We start from the raw sequence: 25,309 nt of genomic DNA, 5'->3' as shown, positions 1-25,309 counted from the left end.
CTTGCCTCCCACCTACCTCGCGGGCCTTGACCTCGGGAGCACCGGCGTCAAGATCCTGCTCGTCGACGAACACGGCACCGAGCTCTTCGTCGAGCAGCGTCCGACGCCCTGGCGCGCCGGTTCCGGCGGAACCACCGACATGCACGGAGACAGCCTCGTCGCGAGCATCCGGAGCCTGCTCGAATCGGCCGCGCTCCGCCTGGCCCAGATCACGGAGAATCCCGACGCGACCGTCGCTGCCGTCGCGATCTCCGGCATGGGGGAGACCGGCTTCCTGCTCGACGCCGACGACCGCACGGTCGCGCCCGGCATGGCCTGGTTCGACCCCCGCGGCCAGCAGCAGGTGGATGCCCTTCCCGAGCACCTCGCCACCGGATTCGCCGGGCGTACCGGTCTGCCGCTCGGGGTGCAGGTCTCGGCTGTGAAGCTGATGTGGCTGCGCGACGGCGGGCTGCCGCTGGCCGGCCTCCGTTGGTTCAACCTGCCTGAATTCGTGGCCTTCATCCTCGGTGGGCGTGCGGTCAGCGACTACTCGCTCGCCAGCCGCACCGGCCTGCTCGACCAGACCTCTGGCCAGCCCTGGACCGAGATGCTCGACTACCTCGGCGTCGGACCTGACATCTTTCCCGAGCTGGTGGATGCCGGAACCGACCTCGGTGCGGCATCCGCAGACTGGCTGCCGCCGGCGTTCCGGGATGCCCGGCTCACGGTCGCCGGACACGACCACCTCGTGTCGAGCGTTTCGGGCGGAGCGATGGCGGATGACCGCTACTTCGCATCGATGGGCACGGCCGAGGTGCTGTTGCGGGTCATCGACGATCCGCTCACGGCGGAGGCCCGAGACAGGCTCGGTGAGCGCCTGATCAACGTCGTGCGGCACGTCGTACCCGGCAAGTTCGTGCTGGTCGCCGGCGTGAAGACCGGGCTGTTGATGCGGCGCGTTCTGCAGCTGTCGGGCATCACCGACCGCGCGGGGCGTGACCGGCTCGACGACGAGGTGCTCGCGCTTCCCGTCGGCGGAGCCCTCGAGAACGGCGCAATCGAGGTGAGCGGAGCCCGCAATGACGACGGGGTGCTCGCTCTCACCGTGCGCGGCGACGGGGTCAGCCCCGCCGAACTGTTCGCCGCGGTGCTGCGGCACGGCAACGACGAACTGCAGCTGCTGATCGACGCGATGGACAGGGAAGTGCCACCCGCCACGTCGACGGTGCTCACCGGTGGCTGGGCGGACATGGGCAGTGTGCAGCGCGCACGAGCCCTGGTGCTGCCCACGCTCACCGTCTCCCAGCGCGCTCAGGACACGTCCTATGGCGCCACGATGTTCGCCGCGCGGCTGCTGCCGACCCCGCAGGCAGGCGCGAGCATCCGCACGCCCGGTGCCGAGCCCGCAGACCCAGACCCCCTTCCGACCCCACACCCCACACACCCCACCACAGAACGAGGAGACACTCACTCATGAACGAACTGACCACACTCGAGAAGCGCGCCCTGGCCCGGATCTCCACCCCCGGCGGACGCCTCCTGATCGTCGCAGCAGACCAGCGCAACAGCATGAAGGCCGTCATGAAGGATGCCCCCGCCGGCGCCAGCTCGGTCACCTTCGACCAGCTCGTCGACGCGAAGAGCGACATCGTGACCTACCTCGCGAACCATGGCCCGGCCATCCTGCTCGACCCCGAGGTGGCACTGCCCAAGATCGTCGACGACGGCATCATCGCCAGCAACACCGGCCTCGTCGTGGGCCTCGACGCCTCAGGCTTTGAGCTCATCGACGGTCTGCAGTACACCAAGTACGTCGACGGCGTGACCCCCCGCACCGTTCGTGACATGGGCGGCGACGCGGCGAAGATGCTGTTCTACATGCGCCCCGACAAGCAGGACGAGGGATCGCTTGTCGTGCAGCAGGTTCGCGACCTGGTCACCGCCTGCAACGCCGAGGGCCTGCTGCTGATCGTCGAGATCCTTGTCTACCGTCTCGAGGGTGAGACCGAGGAAGAGTACAAGGCCATCTTCCCGCAGCTGATCATCGACTCGGCACGCCTCTGCGTCGAAGCCGGCGTGAAGGTGCTGAAGCTGCAGTACCCGGGCTCGGCTGAGGCCGCCGCCGCGGTGACCGCCGCCGCGAACGGAACCCCGTGGGCTGTGCTCAGCGCGGGTGTCGACCACGAGACCTTCATCGGCCAGGTCGCCATCGCCGTCGCTCACGGTGCCAGCGGCGCCATGGCCGGTCGCTCGCTCTGGAAGGACAGCCTCACGGTCGACCCCACCAACCGCGAAGACCTGCTCACGAATCGCGCCCTGCCGCGCCTGCTGGAGCTCGAAGCGGTGCTCGACGGAAAGCACGTGCTGGTCTAGCCACCTGCGCGCTGCTGCGCGCTACTGCGCACGGAAGGGCGGTCTCCTCGCGGGGCCGCCCTTCCGGCATTCCTCCGCTTCCGGCACCGTTTCCGGCACCGCTTCAGCCGGCGTCCACGCCGGTGGTGGCCCGTTCTGGCGCGGTGGACACCGCACGGGAGGAGCTGGGCGAAGGTACGGGCGTATACGGCACCAGTTTCGCTGAGCTCCTCCCGTACGGGCGGGCTCGGCCGAGAGGGTGCCTTCAGTTGCGATTCGCCGCGATGGCTGCGATCACGCTGGTCGCCACCGGCAGCAGCGGGATCATCATCGACTGCAGCGCGTGGTACAGGTCGGTCTTGCCGGGCAGAGTGCCGCCTGCTGAACGCTCGGCGGCCTCGACCTCGGCCTGCCCGGCGTCGGTCGCTTCGAGGCGCTGCCGCCACGACCCGTGCTCGCGGTCGATGAAGTGCGTCGCGATGTGGTCGAGCCAGCGCTCGTAGTCGGCGCCATACGCCTCCGGGTTCGTGTCGGCTGACCCGGCCGATCGGTCGGGCACGCGCGCGAGCACGGATGCCGCGGCCACCGCCTCGGCGGCGACCCACCAGAGCCGTTGCCGGCTGACCGGCTCACCCGCCCAGTCGACCGTGTAGACGAAGCCCTCGTTGCTGTCGCGGTTCCAACCGTCGGCGGCGGCCCGCGCATAGAGCGACCGAGCCCCGTCGAGCAGTTCGGCGTCACCCTCGGCGTCAGCGAGCCCGGCGATCAGCCGCGACCACTCGAAGCCGTGACCGATGGTCGAACCGAACGGCGCGAAGGCATGATCGGGGCGGGCCCGGTTGTGCTCGGGAAGTGGATGCCAGCTGCCGTCGTAGTGCTCCAGGATCCGCCCGTCGCGCCCCGATGCCTCCGCCACCACGAAGCGGCAGACACCGAGCGCACGCTCCCGCCATTCCGGGTCACCCGTGGCGTCGGAGACCGCCAGCAGCGCCTCGACGAGGTGCATGTTCGAGTTCATACCGCGGTAGTCGGTGGCTTCTCCCTGCGAGTCGACGCGGTCGATGCCGAGCCCCACCCCGTCGAGGGCTGCCGGCTCCCAGAACACGTCGTCCAGCCGGGCGAGCGCGCGCTCGAGCAGGGTGGGGGCCGACGCGTCGCCCAGCGCAACCCCGGAGGCCGCCGCCAGCAGGACGTGGTCGAGCGCATAGAGGCTCTGCCGGGCATCCTGAGCCGCCGCACCGCCCGGCCCTGTGGCATCCGGAGCCGCCGCCGGAGCCGACTCGGCGCGAGTCCCGGACCCCGGCAGGTCAGCCCACCCGGGCCCCGGCTCTGACGCCAGCCCCGCGAGCAGCGCGCTCGCGACAGGCCGCGCCCCGGGATGCCCGCGAAGCGCCGCGATCGCGTAGGAATGCGCCATCCGCGCCGTGTGGAACGTCGGCGGCACGGTGGCCGGCTGCGCCCGTCCATACGCATCGAGCAGCACACCGCGCCCGTCGGCGTCGACCAGGTCGCGGGGCCCGGCGGCGAACCCGAGCAGCCGCGACTCCTCCGCCCGGAGCCAGGCCGCGTGCGAGGGGCTCTGCAGCCAGCCGAGCGCGCCCACGGTCAGACCGCCGGGCGCAGTTCGCTCGGCAGGTTCCCAGCCGTCCCAGCCGTCCCGGCGACCCCAACCGTGGCGGCGACCCCGGCCGCCCCAGCCGTCCCGGCCTCCCACGACACGAGGCAGGATGCCCGTTCCACCAGGTTCACGGGCAGCACCGTGCGACGGCGGAACTTCTTCGCGGGGCTCGCGATCCGGTCGAGAATGCGGTTCATCGCCAGGCGTCCGAGGTTCGACGGGTTCTGATCGATCACGGTCGTCGCCGGCCGCAGCGCATTCGCCATGGGGAAGTCGCCGAAACCGACCAGCGCGAGGTCTGCGCTGTGCACCTCCTGCATGCCGGGGATGACGTTCATCGAGCACCGGGCGTCCGACGAGAAGAGGGCGGTCGGGCCGGCGGCCAGCAGGAATTCGAGTGAGGCGATCGCCCCTGCGGCACTCCGGGCACCGAACGTGACGAGCTCTGGCCGGTACGGGATCCCCGCGTCATCCAGAGCCGCCTTGTATCCCTCCAGCCGGTTGTGCGTCGTCGGGATCGAGAGAGTGTCGCCGATGAACCCGATGCGCGTGTGGCCGTGGCGGATCAGGTGCGTGGTGGCGGTGTGCGCCCCGCCGCGGTCGTCTTCGACGAAGCAGTCGCCGGCGAACCGGGTGGGCGCACGGTCGACGAAGACCATGGGAGTACTGCCCGACCAGCGCTCCAGGTAGGACTGGTCGTTCGAGGTGGGGGCGACGATCAGCCCGGTCAGTTGGAAGCGCAGCAGGGACTCGATCACCGGCTGCTCGCGGCTCGGCTCGTCACCGAGGCTCGTCACCGAGACGGCGATGTTGTTCTCGACGGCGACTTCCTCGACGCCGCGGGCGATCGCCGAGAAGAAGGGGTCGGCGATGTCGGGCACGGCGACCCCGACCACGGGAGCGCGACCCGAACGGAAGGTCTGGGCGAGCGTGTTCGGAACGTAGTTCAGCTCCTTCATCGCCCGGAGGATCCGCTCCCTGGTGGCCGGAGCCACGTGCGGGTCGTCGTTGAACACGCGGGAGACGGTCTTGGCGCTGACGGACGCGGCGGCAGCCACATCGTGCATCGTGGTCACAGCATCACATCCCTTCCGTCCGCCTGGTGTCCAGAGCGCTCCGCTGACTTACTGGGCCGTGAAGCCACCATCGATCGGCAGGGACACACCGGAGATCATAGCCGCGCCGTCGCTCAGCAGGAATGCGATGGGAGCGGCGATGTCGGCCTCCGTCGCCCAGCGGTGCAGGGGCATCGCGGCGAGGAACGGGCCTTCGATCTCGGGGCGACCCCAGTACCAGGCGCTCATCGGGGTCATCACGACGGTGGGATTCACCGCGTTCACCCGGATGCCGTACTCTCCGAGCTCGAGGGCGGAGACCCGCGTGATGTTGTCGAGTGCGGCTTTCGATGAGCCGTAGGAGATGTGGCCCTTGAGGGCCACCAGGCTCGCCTGGCTCGAGACGTTGACGATCGAGCCACCCTTGCCGAGGCGGATCATCGAGGCTGCCGCGTACTTTATGACCAGCAGGCTGCCCCGGGCGTTGATGCTGATCACCTTGTCGAAGACGTCGATGTCGGTCTCTGTCGGGCTCGCGATCTCGCCGCCCCAGCCGCCGCAGTTCACGACGCCCCAGAGGTCGAGGCCCTCGAGGGCCCCCTTCACGCTCGCTTCGCTCGTGAGATCGAAGGCGAGCGGGCGGGCGCCGGTCTCGGCCACGATCGCGGCGAGCGACTCCTCGGACTGGCCGCTCGCGATGACGTCAGCGCCCTTGGCAACGAGATGGCGAACGGTCTCCCCGCCGATTCCGCCGCTGGCGCCGGTGACGAGGATGGTGCGGCCGGTGAGGTCAGTCATGGTTCGGGTGTCTTTCTTTTCGACGGTGAAAAGCGCGGCGAAGAAGCGCGCAGGCGGTGCGTGAATGCCACTATAGCCACTTTCGTTCCGGGATTGACACCGGTGACATGAAAATTCTGCAAATCGCTTGACACCGGTGACATGGCGGGTTTACCGTCTCTCAAGCGGTTGCAGTTGCGACCGGATCGACCAATGGAGAATTCGATGCACGCCTTCACGCCCACTCGGGAGACCCAGACCGCGGATACCCCGCTGGTTCTGGATGTCGCCGGGTTGGTGGAGCGTGCACGGGCGCTCATCGTGCCGGGGGAACGGCACATCCTCGGTCTCACCGGTGCCCCGGGCGCCGGCAAGTCGACCGTTGCCGCTGCCCTCCTCGATGCCCTCGGCGCCGACGCCGTGATCGTGGGTATGGACGGCTTCCACCTCTCCAATGAGGAACTGGCCCGCCTCGGCCGCGCGGACCGCAAGGGCGCTGTCGACACATTCGACTCGCACGGGTACGCCGCACTTCTCGAACGACTCGGCACCGCCACGGAGACGGTCTACGCACCGTTCTTCAACCGCGGCATCGAGGAGTCCATCGGCAGCGCGGTCCCGGTCGACCCGGCCACGCCGCTCATCATCACCGAGGGCAACTACCTGCTCTCCGACGACGCCGGCTGGCCTCGGGCACGACGGGCCATCGACCAGGTCTGGTACCTCGAGGTGCCCCGCGCCGAGCGGCAGCGCCGCCTCGTGCTCCGACACGAATCGTTCGGGCGCACGCTGGCCGAGGCTGAGAGCTGGGTGGAGAACGTCGACCTGAAGAACGGCACGCTCATCGAAGCGGCGAAGGGCCGGGCCGACCTCGTCGTCGAACTCGCCGCGCCGGCGGATGCCGCGGCCCCCACGACCACATCCATTTCACCGAAGGAACAAGGAATGCCCTCATGACAAGCACAATCCCCATCCTCGAAGCACGGGGCCTCACACGGAGCTTCGGCGCGGTGCGGGCTCTCGACCACGTGGACTTCGACATCAACGCAGGCGAAGTCGTCGCGCTGATCGGCGACAACGGAGCCGGCAAGTCGACCCTGGTGAAAGCACTGTCGGGCAACCTCGCGCTCGACTCCGGCGAGATCCGCTACGCCGGCGGCGTCGTCGACCTCAACTCCACCACCGCAGCATCGAAGCTCGGCATCGAGACGGTCTTCCAGGACCTGGCGCTCGCGCCGCACCTGAACCCTGCGCAGAACATGTTCCTCGGACGTGAGATCCCGGCCCCCGGCGTTCTCGGCAAGCTCGGCTTCCTCGACACCAAGGCGATGCGCCTGCGTTCGAAGGCCGCGTTCGACGACCTCGGTGCGACCGTGCGCAGCATGACCGACCCGGTGGGCGGGATGTCGGGTGGCCAGCGCCAGGCGATCGCCATCGCCCGCGCGGTGGCCTGGGCCAAGGGCGTCATCTTTCTCGACGAACCGACGGCCGCGCTCGGCGTCGTGCAGACGAAGAACGTTCTGGAGACCATCCGGCGCGTGCGTGACAAGGGCGTGGGAGTGGTCTTCATCAGCCACAACATGCCCAACGTGATCGAGGTCGCCGACCGCGTGCAGGTTCTGCGCCTCGGCCGCCGCATCGCCACGTTCGAGGCCAAGAAAACGAACATGGAAGAACTCGTCGCTGCGATGACCGGCGCACTGGACGGAGCAGGAGCATGACCCAGACAGCCGCCCCCACGGGCGTACCCGTGGCACCGAACGAGCAGGGCAAGGCCCCGAACTTCCTGGCCCGGCTGACCGGCATCCAGTCCTTCCAGATCCTGCTCGTGCTGATCGTGATCTTCCTGATCTTCACTCTGCTCGCGCCGACGATCTTCCCGAACTGGACGAACATCCGCCAGATCGTGCAGAACGTCTCCATCCTCGCCGTGCTCGGCATCGGTATGACGTTCGTCATCATCACCTCCGGCATCGACCTGTCGATCGGCTCTGTGCTCGTGTTCTCCGGCGTCGTCAGCGCGAAGGTCATGCAGGCCATCGGCGGAAGCGGCTGGGGCACGGCCCTCGTCGGCCTCGTCGTTGCGATCGTCGTCGGGTTGCTCTGGGGACTGCTGAACGGATTCCTGATCGCTAAGGCCAAGGTGCCACCTCTCATCGTGACCCTCGGTACCCTGGGCGCAGCCCTCGGGCTCGCGCAGGTCATCACCAACGGTGTCGACATCCGCGAGGTCCCCACCGTGCTGACCGACACCATCGGCTACGGGAACGTCGTGGGAACGACCATCCCGCTCATCTCGCTCCTCGCGCTGGTGATCGTCGTGATCTTCGGCATCATCCTGCACAAGACCAAGTTCGGCCTCTACACCTTCGCGGTGGGCTCGAACGAGGAGGCTGCCCGCCGAGTGGGCGTCAAGGTCGACCGCCAGCTCATCTCGATCTACGCCCTGTCGGGTGCCCTCGCCGGTCTCGCCGGGTTGCTCTCCCTGTCGCAGTACGGCACGACGGCCATCGCCGGCCAGTCGCAGACCAACCTGAACGTCATCGCCGCCGTCGTCATCGGTGGAACGAGCATCTTCGGTGGTCTCGGCACGATGTTCGGCACCATGGTCGGCCTGTTCATCCCGGCGGTCCTCCAGAACGGCTTCGTCATCATCGGCGTGCAGCCGTTCTGGCAGCAGGTCGCCGTCGGCGCGGTGCTGGTCGCAGCGGTCTTCATCGACCAGCGACGGCGTGCAGCCGCGGCTCGCGGAAGCGGGTCGAAATCCAAGGTTTCGCTGTCCAGCCTCTGGACACGGAAGAAATAGCAGTCCCTTCACACCGCAACACAGTCACCACCCACACCAACACACCCGAAGAACCAAGAGGAGCTTTAACAATGAAGTCGAAGAGACACCTCGTCTCCCTGGCCGCACTCAGCGCGGTCGCCGTTCTCTCCCTCAGCGCCTGCGCTGGCGGCGGAAGCACCGGAGGCTCGACGAACGCGTCGGGCAACTACAACATCTCGTTCATCCAGGGCGTCGCCGGAGACGAGTTCTACATCTCGATGCAGTGCGGCGCTGAAGCCGAGGCCAAGAAGCTCGGCGTCACGCTGAACACCCAGGGCCCCGCCAAGTTCGACCCGACCCTGCAGAAGCCGATCGTCGACTCCGTTGTGGCCTCCAACCCGAGCGCCATCCTGGTGGCACCGACCGACGTGACGGCCATGCAGGCCCCGCTGAAGGCGGCCGCCAGCGCCGGAATCAAGGTCGTTCTCGTCGACACGACGGTCGACGACCCGTCGTTCGCCACGGCATCCATCGCCAGTGACAACACCGGCGGCGGCAAGAGCGCGTTCGACGCGATCAAGCAGCTGAACCCGAACGGCGGCAAGGTGCTCATCATGGCCACCGACCCCGGCATCTCCACCACCGACGCCCGTATCGCGGGCTTCGAGGAGAGCATCAAGGCCGACTCGAGCTTCAACTACATCGGTGTGCAGTACAGCCACAACGACCCCGCAGAAGCCGCCCGGCTCATGACGGCCGCCCTCGCCAAGGACCCCGACATCGTGGGTGTGTTCGCCACGAACACCTTCGCTGCCGAGGGAACCGCGACCGGCGTCCGCCAGGCCGGCAAGCAGGACACCGTGAAGATCGCCGGCTTCGATGCTGGCCCCGCCCAGGTGCAGGACCTCCGCGACGGCACCATCTCCGCCCTCGTCGCGCAGCAGCCGGCCCTGATCGGCGCCGACGGCGTCGACGCAGCGGTCGCCGCCCTCAAGGGTGAGACGGTCACGAAGAACACGCAGACCGGATTCCAGGTTCTGACGCTCGAGAACATCGACACCACCGGTAAGGACTACGTCTACAAGTCCAGCTGCTGACCGGGCTGTGACGCTCTGCTGACAGGGCGGCAACGCTCCACTCCCACTCACGGGCCTTCCTTCGCACTGTGCCGAAGGGGGGCCCGTGACCCTTTCACTCGCGTGTTCCATTTCCCAGGAGGCTCTCCCATGGTCCGTCTGAACAGTTCCACCCTTTCGACGATCGGTCAGACGGTCGCCGTGCCGCACTACAACCGAACAGCGATCACCACGGGGATCGTCCACTTCGGCGTCGGGGCGTTCCACCGCTCGCACGAGGCGATGTTCGTCGACCGCTCGCTCTCAGCAGGCGTCGACCTCACCTGGGGCATCTGCGGTGTGGGCGTACTGGCCTCCGACAAGAAGATGCGCGATGTGCTCGCCGACCAGGACAACCTGTACACCCTGGTCGTGAAGCACCCCGGCGGCGCCGCGGAGGCGCGGGTCGTCGGTTCGATCGCCGAGTACCTCTTCGCGCCCGACGATCCCGAGGCCGTGATCGCCAAGCTCGCGCATCCCCAGACCCGCATCGTCTCGCTGACCGTCACCGAAGGCGGCTACAACGTGAATGACGCGACCGGCGAGTTCGACGGCACCAACCCCGCGGTTCTGGATGACCTGAAAGACGGCGCCGTGCCCGCAACCGTCTTCGGGCTGATCACCGAGGGTCTCCGCCGCCGCCGGGAGGCGGGCATCCCGCCGTTCACCGTCATGTCGTGCGACAACATCCAGGGCAACGGACATGTCGCCCGTCAGGCCCTCACCTCCTACGCCCTGCTGAAGGATCCGTCCCTGGGGGAGTGGATCGCTGCCAACGTGTCATTCCCGAACTCGATGGTCGACCGCATCACCCCCGCGACCACGGACGCCTCGCGCGCTGAGGTCTCGTCGGCCTACGGAATCGACGACGAGTGGCCGGTCGTCTCGGAGGCGTTCGAACAGTGGGTGCTCGAAGATGCCTTCACGCTGGGCCGGCCCGACCTCGAATCGGTGGGCGTGCAGGTGGTCGCCGACGTGGAGCCCTACGAACTCATGAAGCTCCGGCTGCTGAACGCGTCGCACCAGGCGATGAGCTACCTGGGAATGCTCGCGGGCTACGAGTACGTGCACGAGGTGTGCCAGGCGCCGCTGTTCCGGCAATTCCTACTCGACTACATGACCCTCGAAGCCACGCCGACGCTCCAGCCGGTGCCCGGAATAGATCTCGAGGCCTACCGGCACGAGTTGATCGCGCGCTTCTCGAGCACAGCGATCGCCGACACGCTGGCCCGGCAGGTCGTCGATGCGTCGGAGCGCATCCCGAAGTTCCTGCTCCCGGTCGTTCGGGCGCAGCTCGCCTCGGGCGGGCCGATCGAGCACTGCGCGCTCGTCATCGCCGCCTGGAGCGTCTACCTCGAGGGTTCGACCGAGTCGGGTGCGCCGATCGTGGTCACCGATGTGCGGAAAGACGTGCTCACGAAGGCGGCGCACGCCGAGGCGACCAGCCCCGGGGCACTCCTCGACCTCACCGACGTGTTCGGCGACCTCGGAACGGATGCGCGCTTCCGCGCCGCCTACCGGGAGGCGCGCGCGACGCTCCTTGCGGACGGTTCGGTCGGCGCGCTCCGCGCCCTCGCCCTCGCCCGCGACTAGCTGTACCCGCCCCCCCTCGCCTCGCCTGAGCGGTGCGGGGGTGGCGCGTCGCCGAACGAACTGCCGGCCCCACGTATCGCGGAATCGGCGGCCACAGCCCGATCCGCGGCAGATAGCCCTGCGGATGCGGCCAGGGCCGTCTATTCCGCGAATCCGGGCGCGGGGTGCGTCAGCGGAGGCGCAGCGCTGCGGATGCCCGGGCCACCCCGCGCGCGACAGTTCCCTCGTCCACCCGGGTGAGGGCGCCGTCGCGCACCACCGCGCGCCCGTTCACCAGCAGCAGCGCAAGCGGCGGCTGCGCGCCGAGCGTCAGCGCCGCGACCGGGTCGAGGATGCCGGCGTGCTCGACGCCGTCCACCTTCCACACCGCGACATCCGCAAGCTTGCCGACTTCGAGCGAGCCGATCTCGGCTGCGCGCCCCAGAGTGCGGGCCCCGCCCATCGTCGCCATCCGGAGGGCTGTGCGCCCGGTCATCCGGTCGGCGCCGGAGCCGAGCCGGTTCATCAGCACGGCCATCCGGATCTCCGAACCCAGCTGCCCGGACTCGTTCGATGCGGCGCCGTCGACACCGAGCCCGACCGTCACCCCGGCGTCGAGCATCGCGGGAACAGGTGCGATGCCGGCGGCCAGCCGCGCGTTCGACGACGGGCAGTGCGCCACGCTCGTGCCCGTCGCAGCGAACCGCCCGATCGCGTGCTCGTCGAGGTGCACGCAGTGCGCCATCCAGACGTCCGGGCCCAGCCAGCCGAGGTCTTCGAGGTACTGCGTCGGGGTGCGGCCGAACGTCGCCAGGCAGAACGCATCCTCCTCCACCGTCTCGGAACCGTGCGTGTGGAGGCGCACCCCGCGCGCCCGGCCGAGTGCGGCGGATTCCGTCAGCAGCTCGGCCGTCACCGAGAACGGTGAGCACGGGGCCAGGGCGACCTGCGTCATCGCTCCGGCTCCGGCGTCGTGGTACCGGTCGATCGCGAGGTCACTGGCCGCGAGGATCGCGTCGATCGTCTCGACCGCGAAATCGGGCGGCAGCCCGCCCGCGCTCCGGCCGAGGTCCATCGATCCGCGCGTCGCGTGGAGCCGTACGCCCACCGTGCTCGCTGCGTTCACGATCCCGCCGAGGATGTCGCCGGCTCCGCCCGGGAACACATAGTGGTGATCGCCGACGGTCGAGCATCCGGAGCGTGCAGCCACAGCGATCGCACCGAGCGCTCCCGCCTCCACGAGGTCGGCGTCGATCATCGACCAGAGCGGATAGAGGGCGGTCAGCCAGTCGAACAGGATCGCGTCCTGCGCGTGACCCCTGGTCAGCCACTGGTAGAGGTGGTGGTGCGTGTTGATGAGCCCGGGGGTGACGAGGTGGCCGCGGGCGTCGACCACGGTGATCCGCGGGGAGGTGCCGTCGTGCGCGCCGGTCCCGGTCCACTGGCTCGGAACCGGGCCTGCCCCGACGGCGACGATCACCGCGTCGTCGATCACCAGGTACCCGTCACTGAACTCCTCGTCGGCAGGGTTGACGGTGACGATGTGGGCGTTCCGGATGATCGTGCGCTCGGTCATGCGTTCACGCTAGCGGCTGCCCCTCACTTGGCGACGAGTGTCGTCTCGAAGCTGTACATGTCGGGGCGGTAGCAGTGGTGACCGTACTCGATCGCCTCTCCGGCGTCGTCGAATGCGATCCGCTCCATGGTGAGGAGCGGCCCGTGCCGTTCGACGCCGAGCAGTTCGCTCTCGTCGTGCTCCGCTCGCCGCGCGCCGATCCGCTGGTTGGCGACCCGGATCGTGACGCCCCGGGCACGGAGGATCTGGTAGAGCCCGAGTTCCTGCAACAGTTCGGTGGTGATGTCGGCGAAGGCGGACGGGAGGTAGTTCTCGAGGATGGCGATCGCGATGCCGCCGGTCGTGCGGAGTCGTCTCAGGTGCACGACATCGGATCCGGCATCCACCCTCAGCCGCTCGGCCACCGTCTCGCTGGCGGCGGAGATCTCGTGCAGCAGAACCCGGGTGCCGGGCTCCTGCGACGTGTTCTTGAGGTCTTCGTAGAGGCTCGTGAGCTCGACCTGACGGGTGATCTGGCCCTGCACGACCTGGGTGCCGATTCCGCGGCGCCTGACCAGCAGGCCGACGTCGACGAGTTCCTGGATGGCGCGTCGAACAGTCGGGCGGGACAGGCCGAGCCGCTGGCCGATCGCGATCTCGTTCTCGAGTCGGGATCCGGCAGGCAGCTCGCCGGACCGGATAGCCGTCTCCAGTCGGCTCGAGACCTGGAAGTAGAGCGGAACAGGGCCCGTTCGGTCGAGATCGGTGAACAGGTGCTCGGGCCAGACGGTGTCGGAGCTGACCATGAGGGGGGGCATCCAATCTCGAGCTGAGCACGTACGACCTATTGTCGGAACAATATTACATGCGCTTGCCCAAACCACCCCATGTGCTATTGTTAGGACATTCCAAGCGGCCTGCCGCGAACCTCCACACAAGAGAGTTCAGACCTGAGAATGACGACTTCGCCTCCTCACAGTGACGTGCTGGCCTTCGGCCGACTCGGCGTCGACATCTATCCCCTGCAGGACGGCGTGGGCCTCGAAGATGTCTCCACCTTCGGCAAATACCTGGGCGGGAGTGCGGCGAACGTCGCCGTCGCGGCTGCACGCCACGGGCGGAGCGTCTCGCTCATCTCCCGGGTCGGCGACGATCCCTTCGGCCGGTACCTGCTGAGGGAACTCGACCGACTGGGGGTCGGAACCGACTTCGTCGCTGTCGACCCGGAGCTTCCGACGCCGGTGACGTTCTGCGAGATCTTCCCGCCCGACGACTTCCCGCTGTACTTCTACCGCCAACCGAAAGCGCCGGATCTGAACGTCGAGGCGAACGACATCGATCTCGACGCGGTGCGCGCCGCAACGATCTTCTGGTTCACGGCCACCGGGCTCAGCCAGGAACCGAGCCGCGGAGCGCACCTGGCTGCGCTCGAGGCCCGTCAACGGGCATCCACCACCATCTTCGACCTCGACTACCGGCCGATGTTCTGGGGCGACGCCGAGACCGCCTCGACGCATGTCGCTGAAGCTCTCGCCTTCGCCACCGTCGCGGTCGGCAACCGGGAGGAGTGCGAGATCGCGGTGGGGGAGACCGAGCCGAGGCGCGCAGCTTCCGCACTGCTCGAGCGCGGGGTCGAACTCGCGATCGTGAAGCAGGGGCCGAAGGGTGTCCTTGCCATGACGCGATCGGAGACGGTGGAGGTCCCGCCCCACCCCGTCGACGTCGTCAACGGGCTCGGCGCCGGGGATGCCTTCGGCGGGGCGCTCTGTCACGGGCTGCTCTCCGGTTGGGATCTCGAGACCATCCTCCGTTTCGCCAATGTCGCCGGAGCGATCGTGGCTTCTCGCCGGGAATGCTCCACTGCCATGCCCACCACCCGGGAGATCGACGACATCCTCCTGACAGGAGCCCGACTGTGACCGACGGAATGCTGACCGGAGCGGATTTCGACCGCCTGCGGACGATCCGGGCCACGCGGCCCCAGGCCATCCGCGAGGCGCTCATCGCACGTCGCCGTCGGGAGGTGACCCGCGGCGATGGTCGCCTGTTCATCGTGGCGGCCGATCACCCGGCACGGGGAGCGCTCGCCGTGGGCAGCGACCCGCTGGCGATGGCGAACCGCTACCTGCTGCTCGATCGGCTGGCCATCGCCCTCAGCCGGCCCGGTGTCGACGGGGTACTCGGCACGCCCGACATCATCGACGATCTCGCCGCGCTCGGGCTGCTCGACGACAAGATCATCGTGGGCTCGATGAATCGCGGGGGCCTGCGGGGTGCCCGCTTCGAGATGGATGACCGCTTCACCGGCTACGACGTGCCGACGATGGTCTCGTCGGGCATCGACTTCGCCAAGACCCTGTTGCGCGTCGACCTCGACGACCCGGGCACAGTGACGACGCTGGAGGCAACGGCCCGTGCGGTGACCCAGGCCTCGGCTGCGAGCCTGCCCATCATGCTCGAGCCCTTCCTGTCGCGGCGCTCGGACGGCCGCATCGTCAACGACCTGTCGACGGAGGCCGTCATCCTCTCGATCGCCATCGCCTCGGGCCTCGGCGGCAGCAGCGCCTACACCTGGATGAAACTGCCGGTGGTGGCCGAGATGGAACGGGTGATGGAGGCGACCACGCTGCCGACCCTGCTGCTCGGTGGCGACTCCGGGGCCGATCCCGACGAGACCTTCGCGGCCTGGGGCGACGCACTCTCCCTCCCGGGCGTGCGCGGGCTCACCGCCGGCCGTACCCTGCTCTACCCGCCTGACGGGGATGTCGCGGCGGCGGTCGACACGGCCGCGTCGCTCGTGCACTCTGCCGGCGTGCTCGCCCACTGACCCTCGCTCTCGAACCGTTCCCGCATCCCTCTTCCTCTCCTCGTTAGGAACCCGCACCATGAGCACTGACACCCAGAGCACTGCCGCCATGAGCACCGACACCCTGCCCGTCGTCACCCACTGGATCGACGGCGCACCCTTCGAAGGCGACAGCGCCCGCTTCGCCGATGTCTACGACCCCGCCCTCGGCGTCGTGACCAAGCGCGTCGCGCTCGCCGGCCGGGCCGAGATCGACGCGGCGATCGCGTCGGCCGACGCCGCCTTCCCGGCCTGGCGTGACACCTCCCTGGCCCGGCGCCAGACCATCCTCTTCAGGTTCCGCGAACTGCTGGATGCGAAGAAGGGCGAACTCGCCGAGCTGATCACGAGCGAGCACGGCAAGGTCGTCTCCGATGCTCTCGGCGAGATCTCCCGAGGCCAGGAGGTCGTCGAGTTCGCCTGCGGGCTGTCGCATCACCTGAAAGGCGAGTTCAGCGAGCAGGTCTCCACGGGTATCGACGTGTACTCGCTCCGCCAGCCGCTCGGTGTGGTGGGCATCATCTCCCCGTTCAACTTCCCGGCGATGGTGCCGGCCTGGTTCTTCCCGATCGCGATCGCGGCCGGCAACACCGTCGTGCTGAAGCCCAGCGAGAAGGATCCCTCTGCCGCCAACTGGATGGCAGCGCTCTGGAAGGAAGCCGGTCTTCCCGATGGCGTCTTCACCGTGCTGCACGGCGACAAGGAGGCTGTCGACGGGCTGCTCGAACACCCGGACGTGCGGTCGATCTCGTTCGTCGGCTCGACGCCCATCGCCCGTTACGTCTACGAGACCGGCACCCGCAACGGCAAGCGCGTGCAGGCGCTTGGAGGGGCGAAGAACCACATGCTGGTGCTCCCGGATGCCGACCTCGACCTCGTGGCCGACGCCGCCATCAATTCGGGCTTCGGTTCGGCCGGTGAGCGCTGCATGGCCATCTCGGTGGTCGTGGCCGTCGAACCGGTGGCAGACGAGCTGCTCTCCAAGATCAGCGACCGGATGGCTGGCCTCCGTATCGGCGACGGCCGCCGTGGCTGCGACATGGGGCCGCTCGTGACCGCCGCGCACCGTGACAAGGTGGCCTCCTACATCGGCATCGCCGCAGAAGACGGTGCCTCCGTGGTGGTCGACGGCCGTGATGTGAACCCGGATGGTGACGCGAACGGTTTCTGGCTCGGCCCGACCCTCCTCGACAACGTGCCCACCACCTCGCGCGCCTACACCGAGGAGATCTTCGGTCCCGTGCTCTCGGTCGTGCGGGTTCAGACCTACAAGGAGGGAGTCGACCTCATCAACTCCGGCGCCTTCGGCAACGGCACGGCGATCTTCACGAACGACGGCGGCGCCGCCCGGCGCTTCCAGAACGAGATCCAGGTCGGCATGATCGGAATCAACGTGCCCATCCCCGTGCCGGTCGCCACCTTCTCGTTCGGCGGCTGGAAGGACTCCCTGTTCGGCGACACCAAGGCGCACGGTGCGGAGGGTGTGCGATTCTTCACCCAGCAGAAGGCCATCACCAGCCGCTGGCTCGACCCGAGCCACGGCGGCATCAACCTCGGTTTCCCGCAGAACGACTGACCGCTCGTCCCTTCCCCGAAAGCAGGAGTCAATGACGACAACCGATGATCGCTGGTTCCATCAGAGGGGCGGCCTCTCACGCGAGGGCTGGGAGAGTATCGTCGACGGCGCAATCGACGGGTGGCAGCACACGGGGCTGCGGGTGGCGGCGCTCGCTGCGGGCGACGTGCTGGCGCTCGGCGAGACGGGGGTCGAACGCATCATCGTGCCGCTCTCCGGGAGTTTCACCGTGACGCACGGGGCGGCATCCGGAACCGCAGCCTCCGAACGGCCGGCCTCCGAAAGGACGGAGACGGCCCTCGCCGGTCGCCCCTCCGTCTTCTCGGGCCCGACCGACGTGCTCTACCTCTCGGCCGACGAGACCGCCGAGCTCCGGGGCGAAGGACGAGTGGCGGTAGCCGAGTCGCCCACCACCGAGCTCCATCCCACCCGCCTGATCGCCGCGAGCGAGACGCCGGTCGAACTGCGGGGGGCCGGGGCATCCAGTCGCCAGGTGCACAACTTCGGCACGCCTGCGGCTCTGGATGCGGCGCGCCTCATCGTCTGCGAAGTGATCACGCCGGCTGCGAACTGGTCGTCGTATCCCCCTCACAAGCACGACGAGCTGGTGCCGGGTCACGAGTCGCGGCTCGAGGAGATCTACTACTTCGAGACGGCGCCGGTGGCGGGCGCGCCATCCGTGGCGCAGAATGCAACGGATGCGGCCTTCGGCCTGTTCAGCACCTACTCCTCCCCGGCCGGGCAGATCGACATCAACCGGATGGTGCAGACGGGCGACATCGCCCTGGTGCCGTTCGGCTACCACGGTCCCGCCGTCGCTGCACCGGGATACGACCTGTACTACCTCAACGTGATGGCCGGCCCAGGTCCCGAGCGGGTGTGGCTGATCAGCGACGACCCCGCCCATGCGTGGGTGCGCGAGACGTGGAACGACCAGCACGTCGACCCCCGGCTGCCCTACGGCCCCGACCCCACCCAGACACCCGAAGAGAGAGGCCGGCACTGATGGCGGCAACACAGCGAATGACGGTCGCCCAGGCCCTCATCCACTTCCTGGCCAACCAGTACACCGTCGACGGCGACCACCGTGAGCGCACCATCCCGGGCGTCTTCGGCATCTTCGGGCACGGCAATGTGGCGGGTATCGGCCAGGCGCTGAAGCAGGTCAACGTGGATTCACCCGCGTCGATGCCGTACTACCAGGCTCGGAACGAGCAGGCCATGGTGCACCAGTCGGTCGGCTACGCCCGCATGCACCGCCGCCTGGCGACGTTCGCCTCCACCGCCTCCGTCGGCCCCGGGGCCACGAACATGCTCACCGGCGCCGCCCTCGCCACCACGAACCGACTGCCCGCGCTCCTTCTGCCGAGCGACACCTTCGCCACCCGGGTGGCGGATCCGGTGCTGCAGCAGCTCGAACAGCCCCACGACATCGGGCTCACGGTGAACGACGCTTTCCGGCCGCTCTCGAAGTTCTTCGATCGCGTGCAGAGGCCTGAGCAGCTCTACTCGATCGCCCTCGGCGCCATGCGCGTGCTGCTCGACCCCGCCGACACGGGAGCGGTGACCATCGCACTGCCCGAAGACGTGCAGGCCGAGACGCTCGACGTGCCGGCGGCGTTCCTCGAGGAGCGGGAATGGTACCTCCGGCGTCCCCTTCCCGAGCGTCTGGCGCTCGCCCGCGCGATCGAGGCGCTGCGGGATGCCCGGCGCCCGCTGATCGTCGCCGGGGGAGGCGTGCTGTACTCCGGCGCCGAGAAGGCCTTGCAGGCGTTTGCCGAGAAGACGGGCATCCCGGTCGCCACCACACAGGCGGGCGGCGGAGCCCTGGCCTGGAACCACCCGCAGTACCTCGGCGGCATCGGCGCGACCGGAACGACGGCGGCGAACCGGTTGGCCGCCGAGGCCGACCTCATCATCGGAATCGGCACCCGCTACAGCGACTTCACGACCGCGTCGCGCACCGTGTTCCAGGATCCGGGGGTGCGGTTCGTCAACATCAACGTGGCACCCTTCGACGCCTACAAGCACGGCACACAGCTGCCTGTCATCGCCGACGCTCGGGAGGCGCTCGACGAACTGCTGGCCCACACCGACGGGGTCGCCGTGACAGCCGACTATGCCAGCCTCATCAGGCGGGAGAAGGCGGAGTGGGATGCCTCCGTCGATGCCGCGTTCGCGCCATCCGGACTCGACCGGCCCGGCCAACCCGAGATCATCGGCGCCGTGCAGTCGGCGAGCGATCCCGCAGACGTCATCGTGCAGGCGGCCGGTTCGCTGCCGGGCGACCTCCACAAACTGTGGCGGGTGCGCGATCCCCTCGGATACCACGTCGAATATGCCTTCTCGTGCATGGGTTACGAGATCGCCGGCGGGCTGGGCGTGAAGCGCGGGGCGCTCGCCGACGGCTCCGACCGCGATGTCATCGTCATGGTGGGCGACGGGTCGTACCTGATGCTGAACAGTGAGCTCGTCACCGCTGTCGCCGAGGGCATCAAGATCATCGTCGTGCTGATCCAGAACCACGGCTACGCCTCGATCGGGCACCTCTCGGAGACGGTGGGATCGGAGCGGTTCGGCACCCTCTACCGGCACTACGACCCCGAGGCCCGCAACTTCCAGAGCGAACAGCCGCTGCCGGTCGATCTCGCGATGAATGCCCGCAGCTACGGCATCGACGTGATCGAGGTGGAGCCCGGTGCCGGCGCGATCGACGACCTCGGCAGGGCCATCCGTACGGCGAAGGCGTCGACCCGGTCGACGTTCATCCACATCAACAGCGACCCCCGAATCTACGGCCCCGACGGCGGGGGCTGGTGGGACGTGCCGGTGGCCGAGGTCTCGACGCTGCCCTCCACCCGGAACGCCCGGGTCGAATACGAAACCCTGCGTGCCGCCCAGCGGCCGCTCCTCGGAGAGGAACACACACCATGAAGGCAACAGTCGCCGGCGCGCCGGTGAGTTTCGGCGTCTTCGAGCTGACACCGGAGGGGGCGGAGACCGTCGCCGCCGACGACATGCTCGACATCCTTGCAGCGTCCGGCTACGGCGGGGTCGATCTCGGGCCCCTCGGCTACTTCGGCCGGGGGAAGGAACTCAGGGAGCGCCTCGACCGGTTCGGGCTCGAGCTGGCAGGCGGCTGGGTGCAGCTGCCCTTCTCCGACGATGAGGCGTTCGAGGCCTCGCTGCCGAGCCTCGACGAGGCGCTCCGGGTGTTCTCGGATGCGGCGGAGTCAGGGCCGGCGCGACTGCCGCTGCCGACCCTGGCCGACGACGGATCGGCGCCGCGCCGCGCCGCTCCCGGGCGAGGCGCCGTAGAGGATCCGCTCACCGACGACGGCTGGCAGCGGCTCGCCGCGAACGCTGGGCGCGCTGCGGAGCGGGTGCGGAAGGCCGGCTTCGAGCCCACCTTCCACCACCACGCGGGCACCTTCGTCGAATCGCCCGCCGAGATCGATCGCTTCCTCTCTGTCGTCGACATCGATCTCACCCTCGACACCGGCCACCTCTTCATCGCCGGCGGCGACCCGATCGATGCCGCCCGCCGCTGGGGCGACCGCATCAACCACCTGCACCTCAAAGACGTCGACCTCGCCGAACTCCGGCGCGTGCTGGCCGCGGGAGGCGGGATGCGCGAGGTCTGGTCCTCCGGATCGTTCGTCGCCTTCGGTCGCGGCGACATCGACCTCGCGGGCGTCATGGCCGCAATCGACGAACGCGGTTTCGACGGCTGGGTCGTGGTGGAACAGGACGTACTGAACGGTGCCGACCTGTCACTCACGACCTTCCAACAGCAGCGTGCCGACGACCAGCGACGGAACCGCGACGCGCTCAGCGCGTGGGCGTGACGCGCCCCAATTCACCCTCAGCCCTCACCACCCCAACGAAGGAACAGACGCACGTGACCCAGAAACCCCTCCGCTTCGGTCTCATCGGCACCGGCCGCATCGGCATGGTGCACGCCGCCAGTATCGCGGCCTCCCCGAACGCCACCCTCAGCTGGGTGTGCGACCCGTTCATCGACGGCGCGAAGAAGGCCGCGGCAACCTATGGCGGCCGGGTGACCGATTCCGCCGAGGAGGTCTTCGCCTCGGGTGAGGTCGATGCGGTGTTGATCGCCTCGCCCACCGCCACGCACGTCGACCTCATCTCGGCGGCCATCGACGCCGGCATCCCGGCGCTCTGCGAGAAGCCGATCGACCTCGACATCTCGCGGGTCGAAGCCCTCCGGCCCCGGGTCGCCTCCTCCGGGGTCCCGATCGCGCTCGGCTTCAACCGCCGGTTCGATCCCGGGTTCGCTGAAGCCCGCCGCCGGGTGGCCGCCGGGGAGATCGGCGACATCGAACAGCTCTCGATCATCAGCCGCGACCCCTCGGCTCCGCCCGCGGCCTACGTGGGCGTCTCGGGCGGCATCTTCCGCGACATGACGATCCATGACTTCGACATGGCCCGGTTCTTCGTCTCCGACATCGTGGAGGTGAGCGCCACGGGAACCCGCACGTTCGACCCGGGCGCACGGGAGCACGGGGACTTCGACACCGCCGTGACAGTGCTCCGCGCAGCATCCGGAGCCATCGTGACCATCACGAACTCCCGGCACAGCGCGGTCGGCTACGACCAGCGCATCGAGGCCTTCGGCGCGAAGGGCATGCTGCACGTCGCCAATGAGGGCACCAGTCTCGTGAGCGTGTCGACGGCAAAAGCCGTTGAAGCCCGCCCGCCGTTCCAGGACTTCTTCCTGGAGCGTTACGCCGGGGCCTACGCGGCCGAGCTCGAGGAGTTCATCCGGCTCGCTCGCGGGGAGGCCTCCAGCAGTCCGACCTTCGAAGACGGCCGCGCGGCGCTGATCCTGGCCGACGCCGCCCAGCGCTCAGCCGAGCAGCGTGTCTCGGTGACCGTGGACCTCGCATGACGTTCCGGCTGGCCGCGTCGGCCGAGATGCTGTACCTCGACCTGCCGTTCACCGAACGGGTGTCGCGCCTCCACCAGCGCGGCTTCGAGGTGGAGATCTGGGACTGGAGCACAAAAGACCTCCCCGCGATCGCCTCAACCGGGGCGGTCATCTCGTCGATGACCGGCTACCTCCGGGGGGATCTGACCAGCGAGGACGGTATCGCCGAGCTGCTCTCGACGGCCGCCGAGTCGCTCCGCCGGGCGGAGGTCATCGACTCTCCCCGGCTCAACCTGCACGGCACCGGGCTGGATACGGACGGCCTGCCGGTGCTGCCGCGCCTCGCGGTCAGCGGGGCCGACTGGATCACGGCGGCAGACACCCTCCGGCGCATCGCTGAACTCGGCGAGGAGGCGGGCCGCGTCTTCACGCTCGAGAACCTCAACACGGCGGTCGACCATCCGGGAACCCCGTTCGCCCGGGCCGCAGACACGATCGCGCTCGTCTCGGCGGTCGACAGCCCGGCCCTGAGGCTCAACCTCGACCTCTACCACGCGCAGATCGGTGAGGGGAACCTCATCGAACTCGTGCGGCAGGCTCTGCCGTGGATCGGCGAGATCCAGGTCGCCGACGTACCCGGGCGCTGCGAGCCGGGCACGGGGGAGATCCGGTACGAAGCCGTCGCCGCCGAACTGCGGTCGCTCGGCTACGAGGGCGTCGTCGGCCTCGAGGGCTGGGCGAGCGGCGACACGGATGCTGCGCTCGACGCATTCGCGGCCGCGTTCGCCTAGCGACGGCGGGGCAGCGGGGCGCCGCTCGGGCGGCGGCGGGCACTGATGCCGGGAGCCAGCTGCCGCCCGGCCTGCGACTCACGCCGTCGTCTGGCCGACGTTCACCCAGCCGCCCGACGCTGCGCTCGACTCTGCGGCTGAGACGATCTCCGCCGCCGCCCAGGCATCGGTCGCCGACGCCGAGTACTGCTGCTTCTCCAGCACCGAGCGGAGGAACAGGGCTGCCTCGACGGTCTTGAGGTCGTCGAACCCCATCGCGGTGCCGGCCCCCGGCTGGAAGCGCGCGAACTCGCCCATCCCGGGTCCCATCAGCACCGTGCGGTAGCCCGACAGGTCGTCGGCGATCTCGAGCTCGTTCATCCGCTGGAAGTCCCAGCGGAGCGACCCCTTCGTTCCGAAGACTTCGAGCACGTACTGGGCGCGCGGCCCGACGGCGACGCGGCTCGACTCCAGCACGGCGACCCCGCCGCCGGCGAAGCGCGCGAGGAGGGCTGCGTAGTCCTCGTTCTCGACGGTGCCCATCGGGGCATCCTCCGCACCCCGGCTGAAGTGACTCGCAGCGCCGCCCGTTGGAAGCGGACGCTCCCGGATGAACGTCTCCGTCATCGCCGTCACCGACGAGATCGGCCCCACCACATACTGCGCGAGGTCGGCGCCGTGCGAGAGCAGATCGCCGAGCACACCGCTGCCGGCGAGCTCACGTTTGAAGCGCCACGTCAGGGCGCCGAGCGGATCGGCCGAGTAGTCGGCCAGGAAGGCGACACGCACATTCGTGACCGTGCCGAGAGCTCCGCTCTGCACCAGGTGCCGGGCGTGTCCGATCGCGGGTGCGTGACGGTAGTTGAAGCCGACGGAGGAGACGAGGCCGGCGGCCTGTGCAGCCTCGGCGATCTCGCGGGACTCGGCGACGCCTCGTCCCATCGGCTTCTCGATCCAGAACGGCTTGCCGGCCGCGATTGCGGCGAGGGCGATCTCATGGTGGAGGAAATTGGGGGAGCAGATGGAAACGACGTCCACGCGCGGGTCGGACAGCACCTCGCGGTAATCACTGACAGCATCGAGGTAACCGAGCACATCGGTGGCGTGCTCCCTCGAGGCGGCATCCGGATCGGCGGCTACGACGAGTTCGGCCCGAACGGGGAGCTCCGGATAGTGGTGTGCTGCCGCGAGGTAGGCGCGCGAGTGCAGGCGCCCCATCCATCCCACAGAGACGAGTCCCACTCCGATGTGTGTGCGGTCGGTCATCCGGTATCCCCAGTTCTTCGTTGAAAGCGATCGAGAGTATCCAGAATACGTCTAATGACAGAATGTATGGACAAACTATTGACAGCCGGTCTGTCGGTAGCGCAGACTCATGCCGACACAGACGTCGCCCACAAAAAGGAATGCACCCAATGAAGAGACTCCTCGCAGGCATCGGCATTGCCGCCGTTGCCGGTCTTCTGCTCACAGCCTGTTCAGGCACAGGCCAGACGACGAACACCGCAGCCGCGGGTGGTGGCAAGTTCACCTACGCGGTCATCACGCACTCCGGACCGGGCGACGCCTTCTGGGACCGCGTGAAATCCGGAGCAGAACAGGCCGGAACGAACTACGGCTCGACGATCACCTACAACGCTGATCCCGACCCGGCGAAGCAGTCGCAGCTCATCGACAACGCCGTGGCCCAGAAGGTCAACGGCATCGTCGTCTCGATGGCCAACCCCGACGGGCTCGAGTCGAGCATCAAGAAGGCCGTCGCCGCGGGCATCCCCGTGGTCACCATCAACTCGGGCATCGAGCGCTCCGCCGAATTCGGAGCCATCACCCACATCGGGCAGAGCGAGACCGTCGCCGGTGAAGCGGTGGGCGCCAAGCTCAGCGATTCCGGTGTGAAGAACGTGCTCTGCGTCATCCAGGAGGCCGGAAACGTCGGTCTCGAAGAGCGCTGCAAGTCCGCAGCATCGAAGTTCTCCGGAACCATGACCAACCTCCAGGTCGACGGCACCAACGACTCCGAGGTCAAGGCGACCATCAAGTCGAAGCTGCAGGCAGACCCCAGCATCGACGGAGTTCTCACGCTCGGCGGCCAGTACGCCCTCGACGCCGTCGGTGCCGTCAGCGAGTCGAGCAGCAAGGCGCAGGTCGCGACCTTCGACCTCTCCGAGGACGTCGTGGCCGACATCCAGGCCGGCACCATCCTGTTCGCCGTCGACCAGCAGCCCTACGTGCAGGGATTCCTCGGCGTGACGGCGCTGTACCTCGACAGCATCAACGGAAACATCATCGGAGGCGGCCAGCCCGTGTACTCCGGCCCGGCCTTCATCACGAAGGACAATGCCGCCTCGGTTGCGGAGTTCGCCAAGAACGGCACGCGCTAACACGCTGGTCCAGACGGCGGGGCGGCCCGTGGGCCGCCCCGCCGCATCCCTCT

22 protein-coding genes are annotated in these 25,309 nt (G+C 68.6%); 16 read left to right on the top strand and 6 right to left on the bottom strand.

What is annotated here, in order from left to right; all coding sequences use genetic code 11:
• Position 1 precedes the first annotated feature (1 nt).
• On the top strand, positions 2-1,459 hold the full coding sequence (locus tag B7R21_RS14470; RefSeq protein ID WP_116283944.1) for an FGGY-family carbohydrate kinase: 1,458 nt from the start codon (positions 2-4) through the stop codon (positions 1,457-1,459).
• Positions 1,456-2,355, top strand: coding sequence for a tagatose-bisphosphate aldolase (locus B7R21_RS14465; protein ID WP_116283943.1), 900 nt, complete (start codon positions 1,456-1,458; stop codon positions 2,353-2,355). Before B7R21_RS14470 ends, B7R21_RS14465 begins: the two co-directional genes overlap by 4 nt.
• A 244-nt stretch (positions 2,356-2,599) precedes the next feature.
• Here the strand turns inward: B7R21_RS14465 and B7R21_RS14460 are convergent, their stop codons facing one another.
• The 3 genes from B7R21_RS14460 to B7R21_RS14450 are packed head-to-tail and all read right to left on the bottom strand — an operon-like array spanning position 2,600 to position 5,805.
• Entirely contained in the window at positions 2,600-3,937 is a 1,338-nt protein-coding gene (locus B7R21_RS14460; RefSeq protein WP_172592186.1) for an AGE family epimerase/isomerase, read from the bottom strand.
• Positions 3,938-3,939: 2 nt separating this feature from the next.
• Positions 3,940-5,019 (bottom strand): LacI family DNA-binding transcriptional regulator, encoded by a 1,080-nt coding sequence (locus B7R21_RS14455; RefSeq protein WP_253259861.1) that lies wholly within the window; start codon positions 5,017-5,019, stop codon positions 3,940-3,942.
• 57 nt (positions 5,020-5,076) lie between these two features.
• A complete protein-coding gene (locus B7R21_RS14450) occupies positions 5,077-5,805 on the bottom strand; it encodes an SDR family oxidoreductase (protein ID WP_116283941.1) in 729 nt (242 codons plus the stop codon).
• 204 nt (positions 5,806-6,009) lie between these two features.
• Here B7R21_RS14450 and B7R21_RS14445 point away from each other — a divergent pair, with 204 nt between their 5' ends.
• The 5 genes from B7R21_RS14445 to B7R21_RS14425 all read left to right on the top strand — a co-directional run bounded on the left by B7R21_RS14445 (position 6,010) and on the right by B7R21_RS14425 (position 11,259).
• Positions 6,010-6,741, top strand: a complete 732-nt coding sequence (locus B7R21_RS14445; protein WP_116284263.1) for a nucleoside/nucleotide kinase family protein — start codon at positions 6,010-6,012, stop codon at positions 6,739-6,741.
• The gene (locus tag B7R21_RS14440) at positions 6,738-7,505 is read left to right on the top strand and encodes an ATP-binding cassette domain-containing protein (protein ID WP_116283940.1); all 768 of its coding nucleotides are present in this window, start codon (positions 6,738-6,740) and stop codon (positions 7,503-7,505) included. Before B7R21_RS14445 ends, B7R21_RS14440 begins: the two co-directional genes overlap by 4 nt.
• Positions 7,502-8,590: an ABC transporter permease gene (locus tag B7R21_RS14435; protein ID WP_116283939.1), complete on the top strand. Its 1,089-nt coding sequence runs from the start codon at positions 7,502-7,504 to the stop codon at positions 8,588-8,590. Before B7R21_RS14440 ends, B7R21_RS14435 begins: the two co-directional genes overlap by 4 nt.
• A 71-nt stretch (positions 8,591-8,661) precedes the next feature.
• Entirely contained in the window at positions 8,662-9,648 is a 987-nt protein-coding gene (locus B7R21_RS14430; protein ID WP_116283938.1) for an ABC transporter substrate-binding protein, read from the top strand.
• A gap of 129 nt (positions 9,649-9,777) precedes the next feature.
• Positions 9,778-11,259: a mannitol dehydrogenase family protein gene (locus B7R21_RS14425; protein ID WP_116283937.1), complete on the top strand. Its 1,482-nt coding sequence runs from the start codon at positions 9,778-9,780 to the stop codon at positions 11,257-11,259.
• A gap of 169 nt (positions 11,260-11,428) precedes the next feature.
• On the opposite strand, the gene B7R21_RS14420 is transcribed toward B7R21_RS14425, so the two are convergent.
• The gene (locus B7R21_RS14420) at positions 11,429-12,814 is read right to left on the bottom strand and encodes an 8-oxoguanine deaminase (protein WP_116283936.1); all 1,386 of its coding nucleotides are present in this window, start codon (positions 12,812-12,814) and stop codon (positions 11,429-11,431) included.
• Between the two features lie 23 nt (positions 12,815-12,837).
• Positions 12,838-13,599, bottom strand: a complete 762-nt coding sequence (locus B7R21_RS14415; RefSeq protein ID WP_116283935.1) for a GntR family transcriptional regulator — start codon at positions 13,597-13,599, stop codon at positions 12,838-12,840.
• Positions 13,600-13,749: 150 nt separating this feature from the next.
• Here B7R21_RS14415 and iolC point away from each other — a divergent pair, with 150 nt between their 5' ends.
• From iolC to B7R21_RS14375, 8 genes are read left to right on the top strand one after another with little or no spacing between them, the layout of a single operon-like run.
• Entirely contained in the window at positions 13,750-14,712 is a 963-nt protein-coding gene (gene iolC / locus B7R21_RS14410) for a 5-dehydro-2-deoxygluconokinase (RefSeq protein ID WP_116283934.1), read from the top strand.
• 8 nt (positions 14,713-14,720) lie between these two features.
• Positions 14,721-15,620, top strand: coding sequence for a class I fructose-bisphosphate aldolase (locus B7R21_RS14405; protein WP_172592224.1), 900 nt, complete (start codon positions 14,721-14,723; stop codon positions 15,618-15,620).
• A 58-nt stretch (positions 15,621-15,678) separates the two neighbouring features.
• On the top strand, positions 15,679-17,214 hold the full coding sequence (locus B7R21_RS14400; protein WP_253259829.1) for a CoA-acylating methylmalonate-semialdehyde dehydrogenase: 1,536 nt from the start codon (positions 15,679-15,681) through the stop codon (positions 17,212-17,214).
• Between the two features lie 31 nt (positions 17,215-17,245).
• Positions 17,246-18,220, top strand: coding sequence for a 5-deoxy-glucuronate isomerase (gene iolB, locus B7R21_RS14395; protein WP_116283932.1), 975 nt, complete (start codon positions 17,246-17,248; stop codon positions 18,218-18,220).
• A gap of 17 nt (positions 18,221-18,237) precedes the next feature.
• Positions 18,238-20,148 (top strand): 3D-(3,5/4)-trihydroxycyclohexane-1,2-dione acylhydrolase (decyclizing), encoded by a 1,911-nt coding sequence (gene iolD, locus B7R21_RS14390; RefSeq protein ID WP_253259828.1) that lies wholly within the window; start codon positions 18,238-18,240, stop codon positions 20,146-20,148.
• Positions 20,145-21,062: a sugar phosphate isomerase/epimerase family protein gene (locus B7R21_RS14385; protein ID WP_116283930.1), complete on the top strand. Its 918-nt coding sequence runs from the start codon at positions 20,145-20,147 to the stop codon at positions 21,060-21,062. Before iolD ends, B7R21_RS14385 begins: the two co-directional genes overlap by 4 nt.
• Before the next feature lie 53 nt (positions 21,063-21,115).
• Positions 21,116-22,126, top strand: a complete 1,011-nt coding sequence (gene iolG / locus B7R21_RS14380) for an inositol 2-dehydrogenase (protein ID WP_116283929.1) — start codon at positions 21,116-21,118, stop codon at positions 22,124-22,126.
• Positions 22,123-22,896 (top strand): TIM barrel protein, encoded by a 774-nt coding sequence (locus B7R21_RS14375; RefSeq protein WP_116283928.1) that lies wholly within the window; start codon positions 22,123-22,125, stop codon positions 22,894-22,896. The genes iolG and B7R21_RS14375 overlap by 4 nt, the downstream gene beginning before the upstream one ends.
• A 78-nt stretch (positions 22,897-22,974) precedes the next feature.
• Here B7R21_RS14375 and B7R21_RS14370 read toward each other — a convergent pair whose 3' ends face one another.
• A complete protein-coding gene (locus B7R21_RS14370; protein ID WP_116283927.1) occupies positions 22,975-24,141 on the bottom strand; it encodes a Gfo/Idh/MocA family protein in 1,167 nt (388 codons plus the stop codon).
• Between the two features lie 149 nt (positions 24,142-24,290).
• Between B7R21_RS14370 and B7R21_RS14365 the strand changes: the two genes are divergently transcribed.
• Positions 24,291-25,256, top strand: a complete 966-nt coding sequence (locus tag B7R21_RS14365) for a sugar ABC transporter substrate-binding protein (RefSeq protein WP_116283926.1) — start codon at positions 24,291-24,293, stop codon at positions 25,254-25,256.
• The last annotated feature ends 53 nt before the right edge of the window (positions 25,257-25,309 follow it).

The organism is Subtercola boreus, assembly GCF_003399625.1.
GTDB lineage: Bacteria > Actinomycetota > Actinomycetes > Actinomycetales > Microbacteriaceae > Subtercola > Subtercola boreus_C.
The sequence above is the reverse complement of the archived record's forward strand: the minus strand, read 5'-3'. Positions and strand labels throughout refer to the sequence as shown.

What these genes read in the sequence shown, in the direction of transcription:
- B7R21_RS14465 (WP_116283943.1), top strand. Translation starts at nt 1,456, where the DNA reads ATGAACGAACTGACCACACTCGAGAAGCGCGCCCTGGCCCGGATCTCC.
- B7R21_RS14455 (WP_253259861.1), bottom strand. Translation starts at nt 5,019, where the DNA reads ATGCACGATGTGGCTGCCGCCGCGTCCGTCAGCGCCAAGACCGTCTCC.
- B7R21_RS14450 (WP_116283941.1), bottom strand. Translation starts at nt 5,805, where the DNA reads ATGACTGACCTCACCGGCCGCACCATCCTCGTCACCGGCGCCAGCGGC.
- B7R21_RS14445 (WP_116284263.1), top strand. Translation starts at nt 6,010, where the DNA reads ATGCACGCCTTCACGCCCACTCGGGAGACCCAGACCGCGGATACCCCG.
- B7R21_RS14440 (WP_116283940.1), top strand. Translation starts at nt 6,738, where the DNA reads ATGACAAGCACAATCCCCATCCTCGAAGCACGGGGCCTCACACGGAGC.
- B7R21_RS14435 (WP_116283939.1), top strand. Translation starts at nt 7,502, where the DNA reads ATGACCCAGACAGCCGCCCCCACGGGCGTACCCGTGGCACCGAACGAG.
- B7R21_RS14430 (WP_116283938.1), top strand. Translation starts at nt 8,662, where the DNA reads ATGAAGTCGAAGAGACACCTCGTCTCCCTGGCCGCACTCAGCGCGGTC.
- B7R21_RS14425 (WP_116283937.1), top strand. Translation starts at nt 9,778, where the DNA reads ATGGTCCGTCTGAACAGTTCCACCCTTTCGACGATCGGTCAGACGGTC.
- B7R21_RS14420 (WP_116283936.1), bottom strand. Translation starts at nt 12,814, where the DNA reads ATGACCGAGCGCACGATCATCCGGAACGCCCACATCGTCACCGTCAAC.
- B7R21_RS14415 (WP_116283935.1), bottom strand. Translation starts at nt 13,599, where the DNA reads ATGGTCAGCTCCGACACCGTCTGGCCCGAGCACCTGTTCACCGATCTC.
- iolC (WP_116283934.1), top strand. Translation starts at nt 13,750, where the DNA reads ATGACGACTTCGCCTCCTCACAGTGACGTGCTGGCCTTCGGCCGACTC.
- B7R21_RS14405 (WP_172592224.1), top strand. Translation starts at nt 14,721, where the DNA reads ATGCTGACCGGAGCGGATTTCGACCGCCTGCGGACGATCCGGGCCACG.
- B7R21_RS14400 (WP_253259829.1), top strand. Translation starts at nt 15,679, where the DNA reads ATGAGCACTGACACCCAGAGCACTGCCGCCATGAGCACCGACACCCTG.
- iolB (WP_116283932.1), top strand. Translation starts at nt 17,246, where the DNA reads ATGACGACAACCGATGATCGCTGGTTCCATCAGAGGGGCGGCCTCTCA.
- iolD (WP_253259828.1), top strand. Translation starts at nt 18,238, where the DNA reads ATGACGGTCGCCCAGGCCCTCATCCACTTCCTGGCCAACCAGTACACC.
- B7R21_RS14385 (WP_116283930.1), top strand. Translation starts at nt 20,145, where the DNA reads ATGAAGGCAACAGTCGCCGGCGCGCCGGTGAGTTTCGGCGTCTTCGAG.
- B7R21_RS14375 (WP_116283928.1), top strand. Translation starts at nt 22,123, where the DNA reads ATGACGTTCCGGCTGGCCGCGTCGGCCGAGATGCTGTACCTCGACCTG.
- B7R21_RS14370 (WP_116283927.1), bottom strand. Translation starts at nt 24,141, where the DNA reads ATGACCGACCGCACACACATCGGAGTGGGACTCGTCTCTGTGGGATGG.
- B7R21_RS14365 (WP_116283926.1), top strand. Translation starts at nt 24,291, where the DNA reads ATGAAGAGACTCCTCGCAGGCATCGGCATTGCCGCCGTTGCCGGTCTT.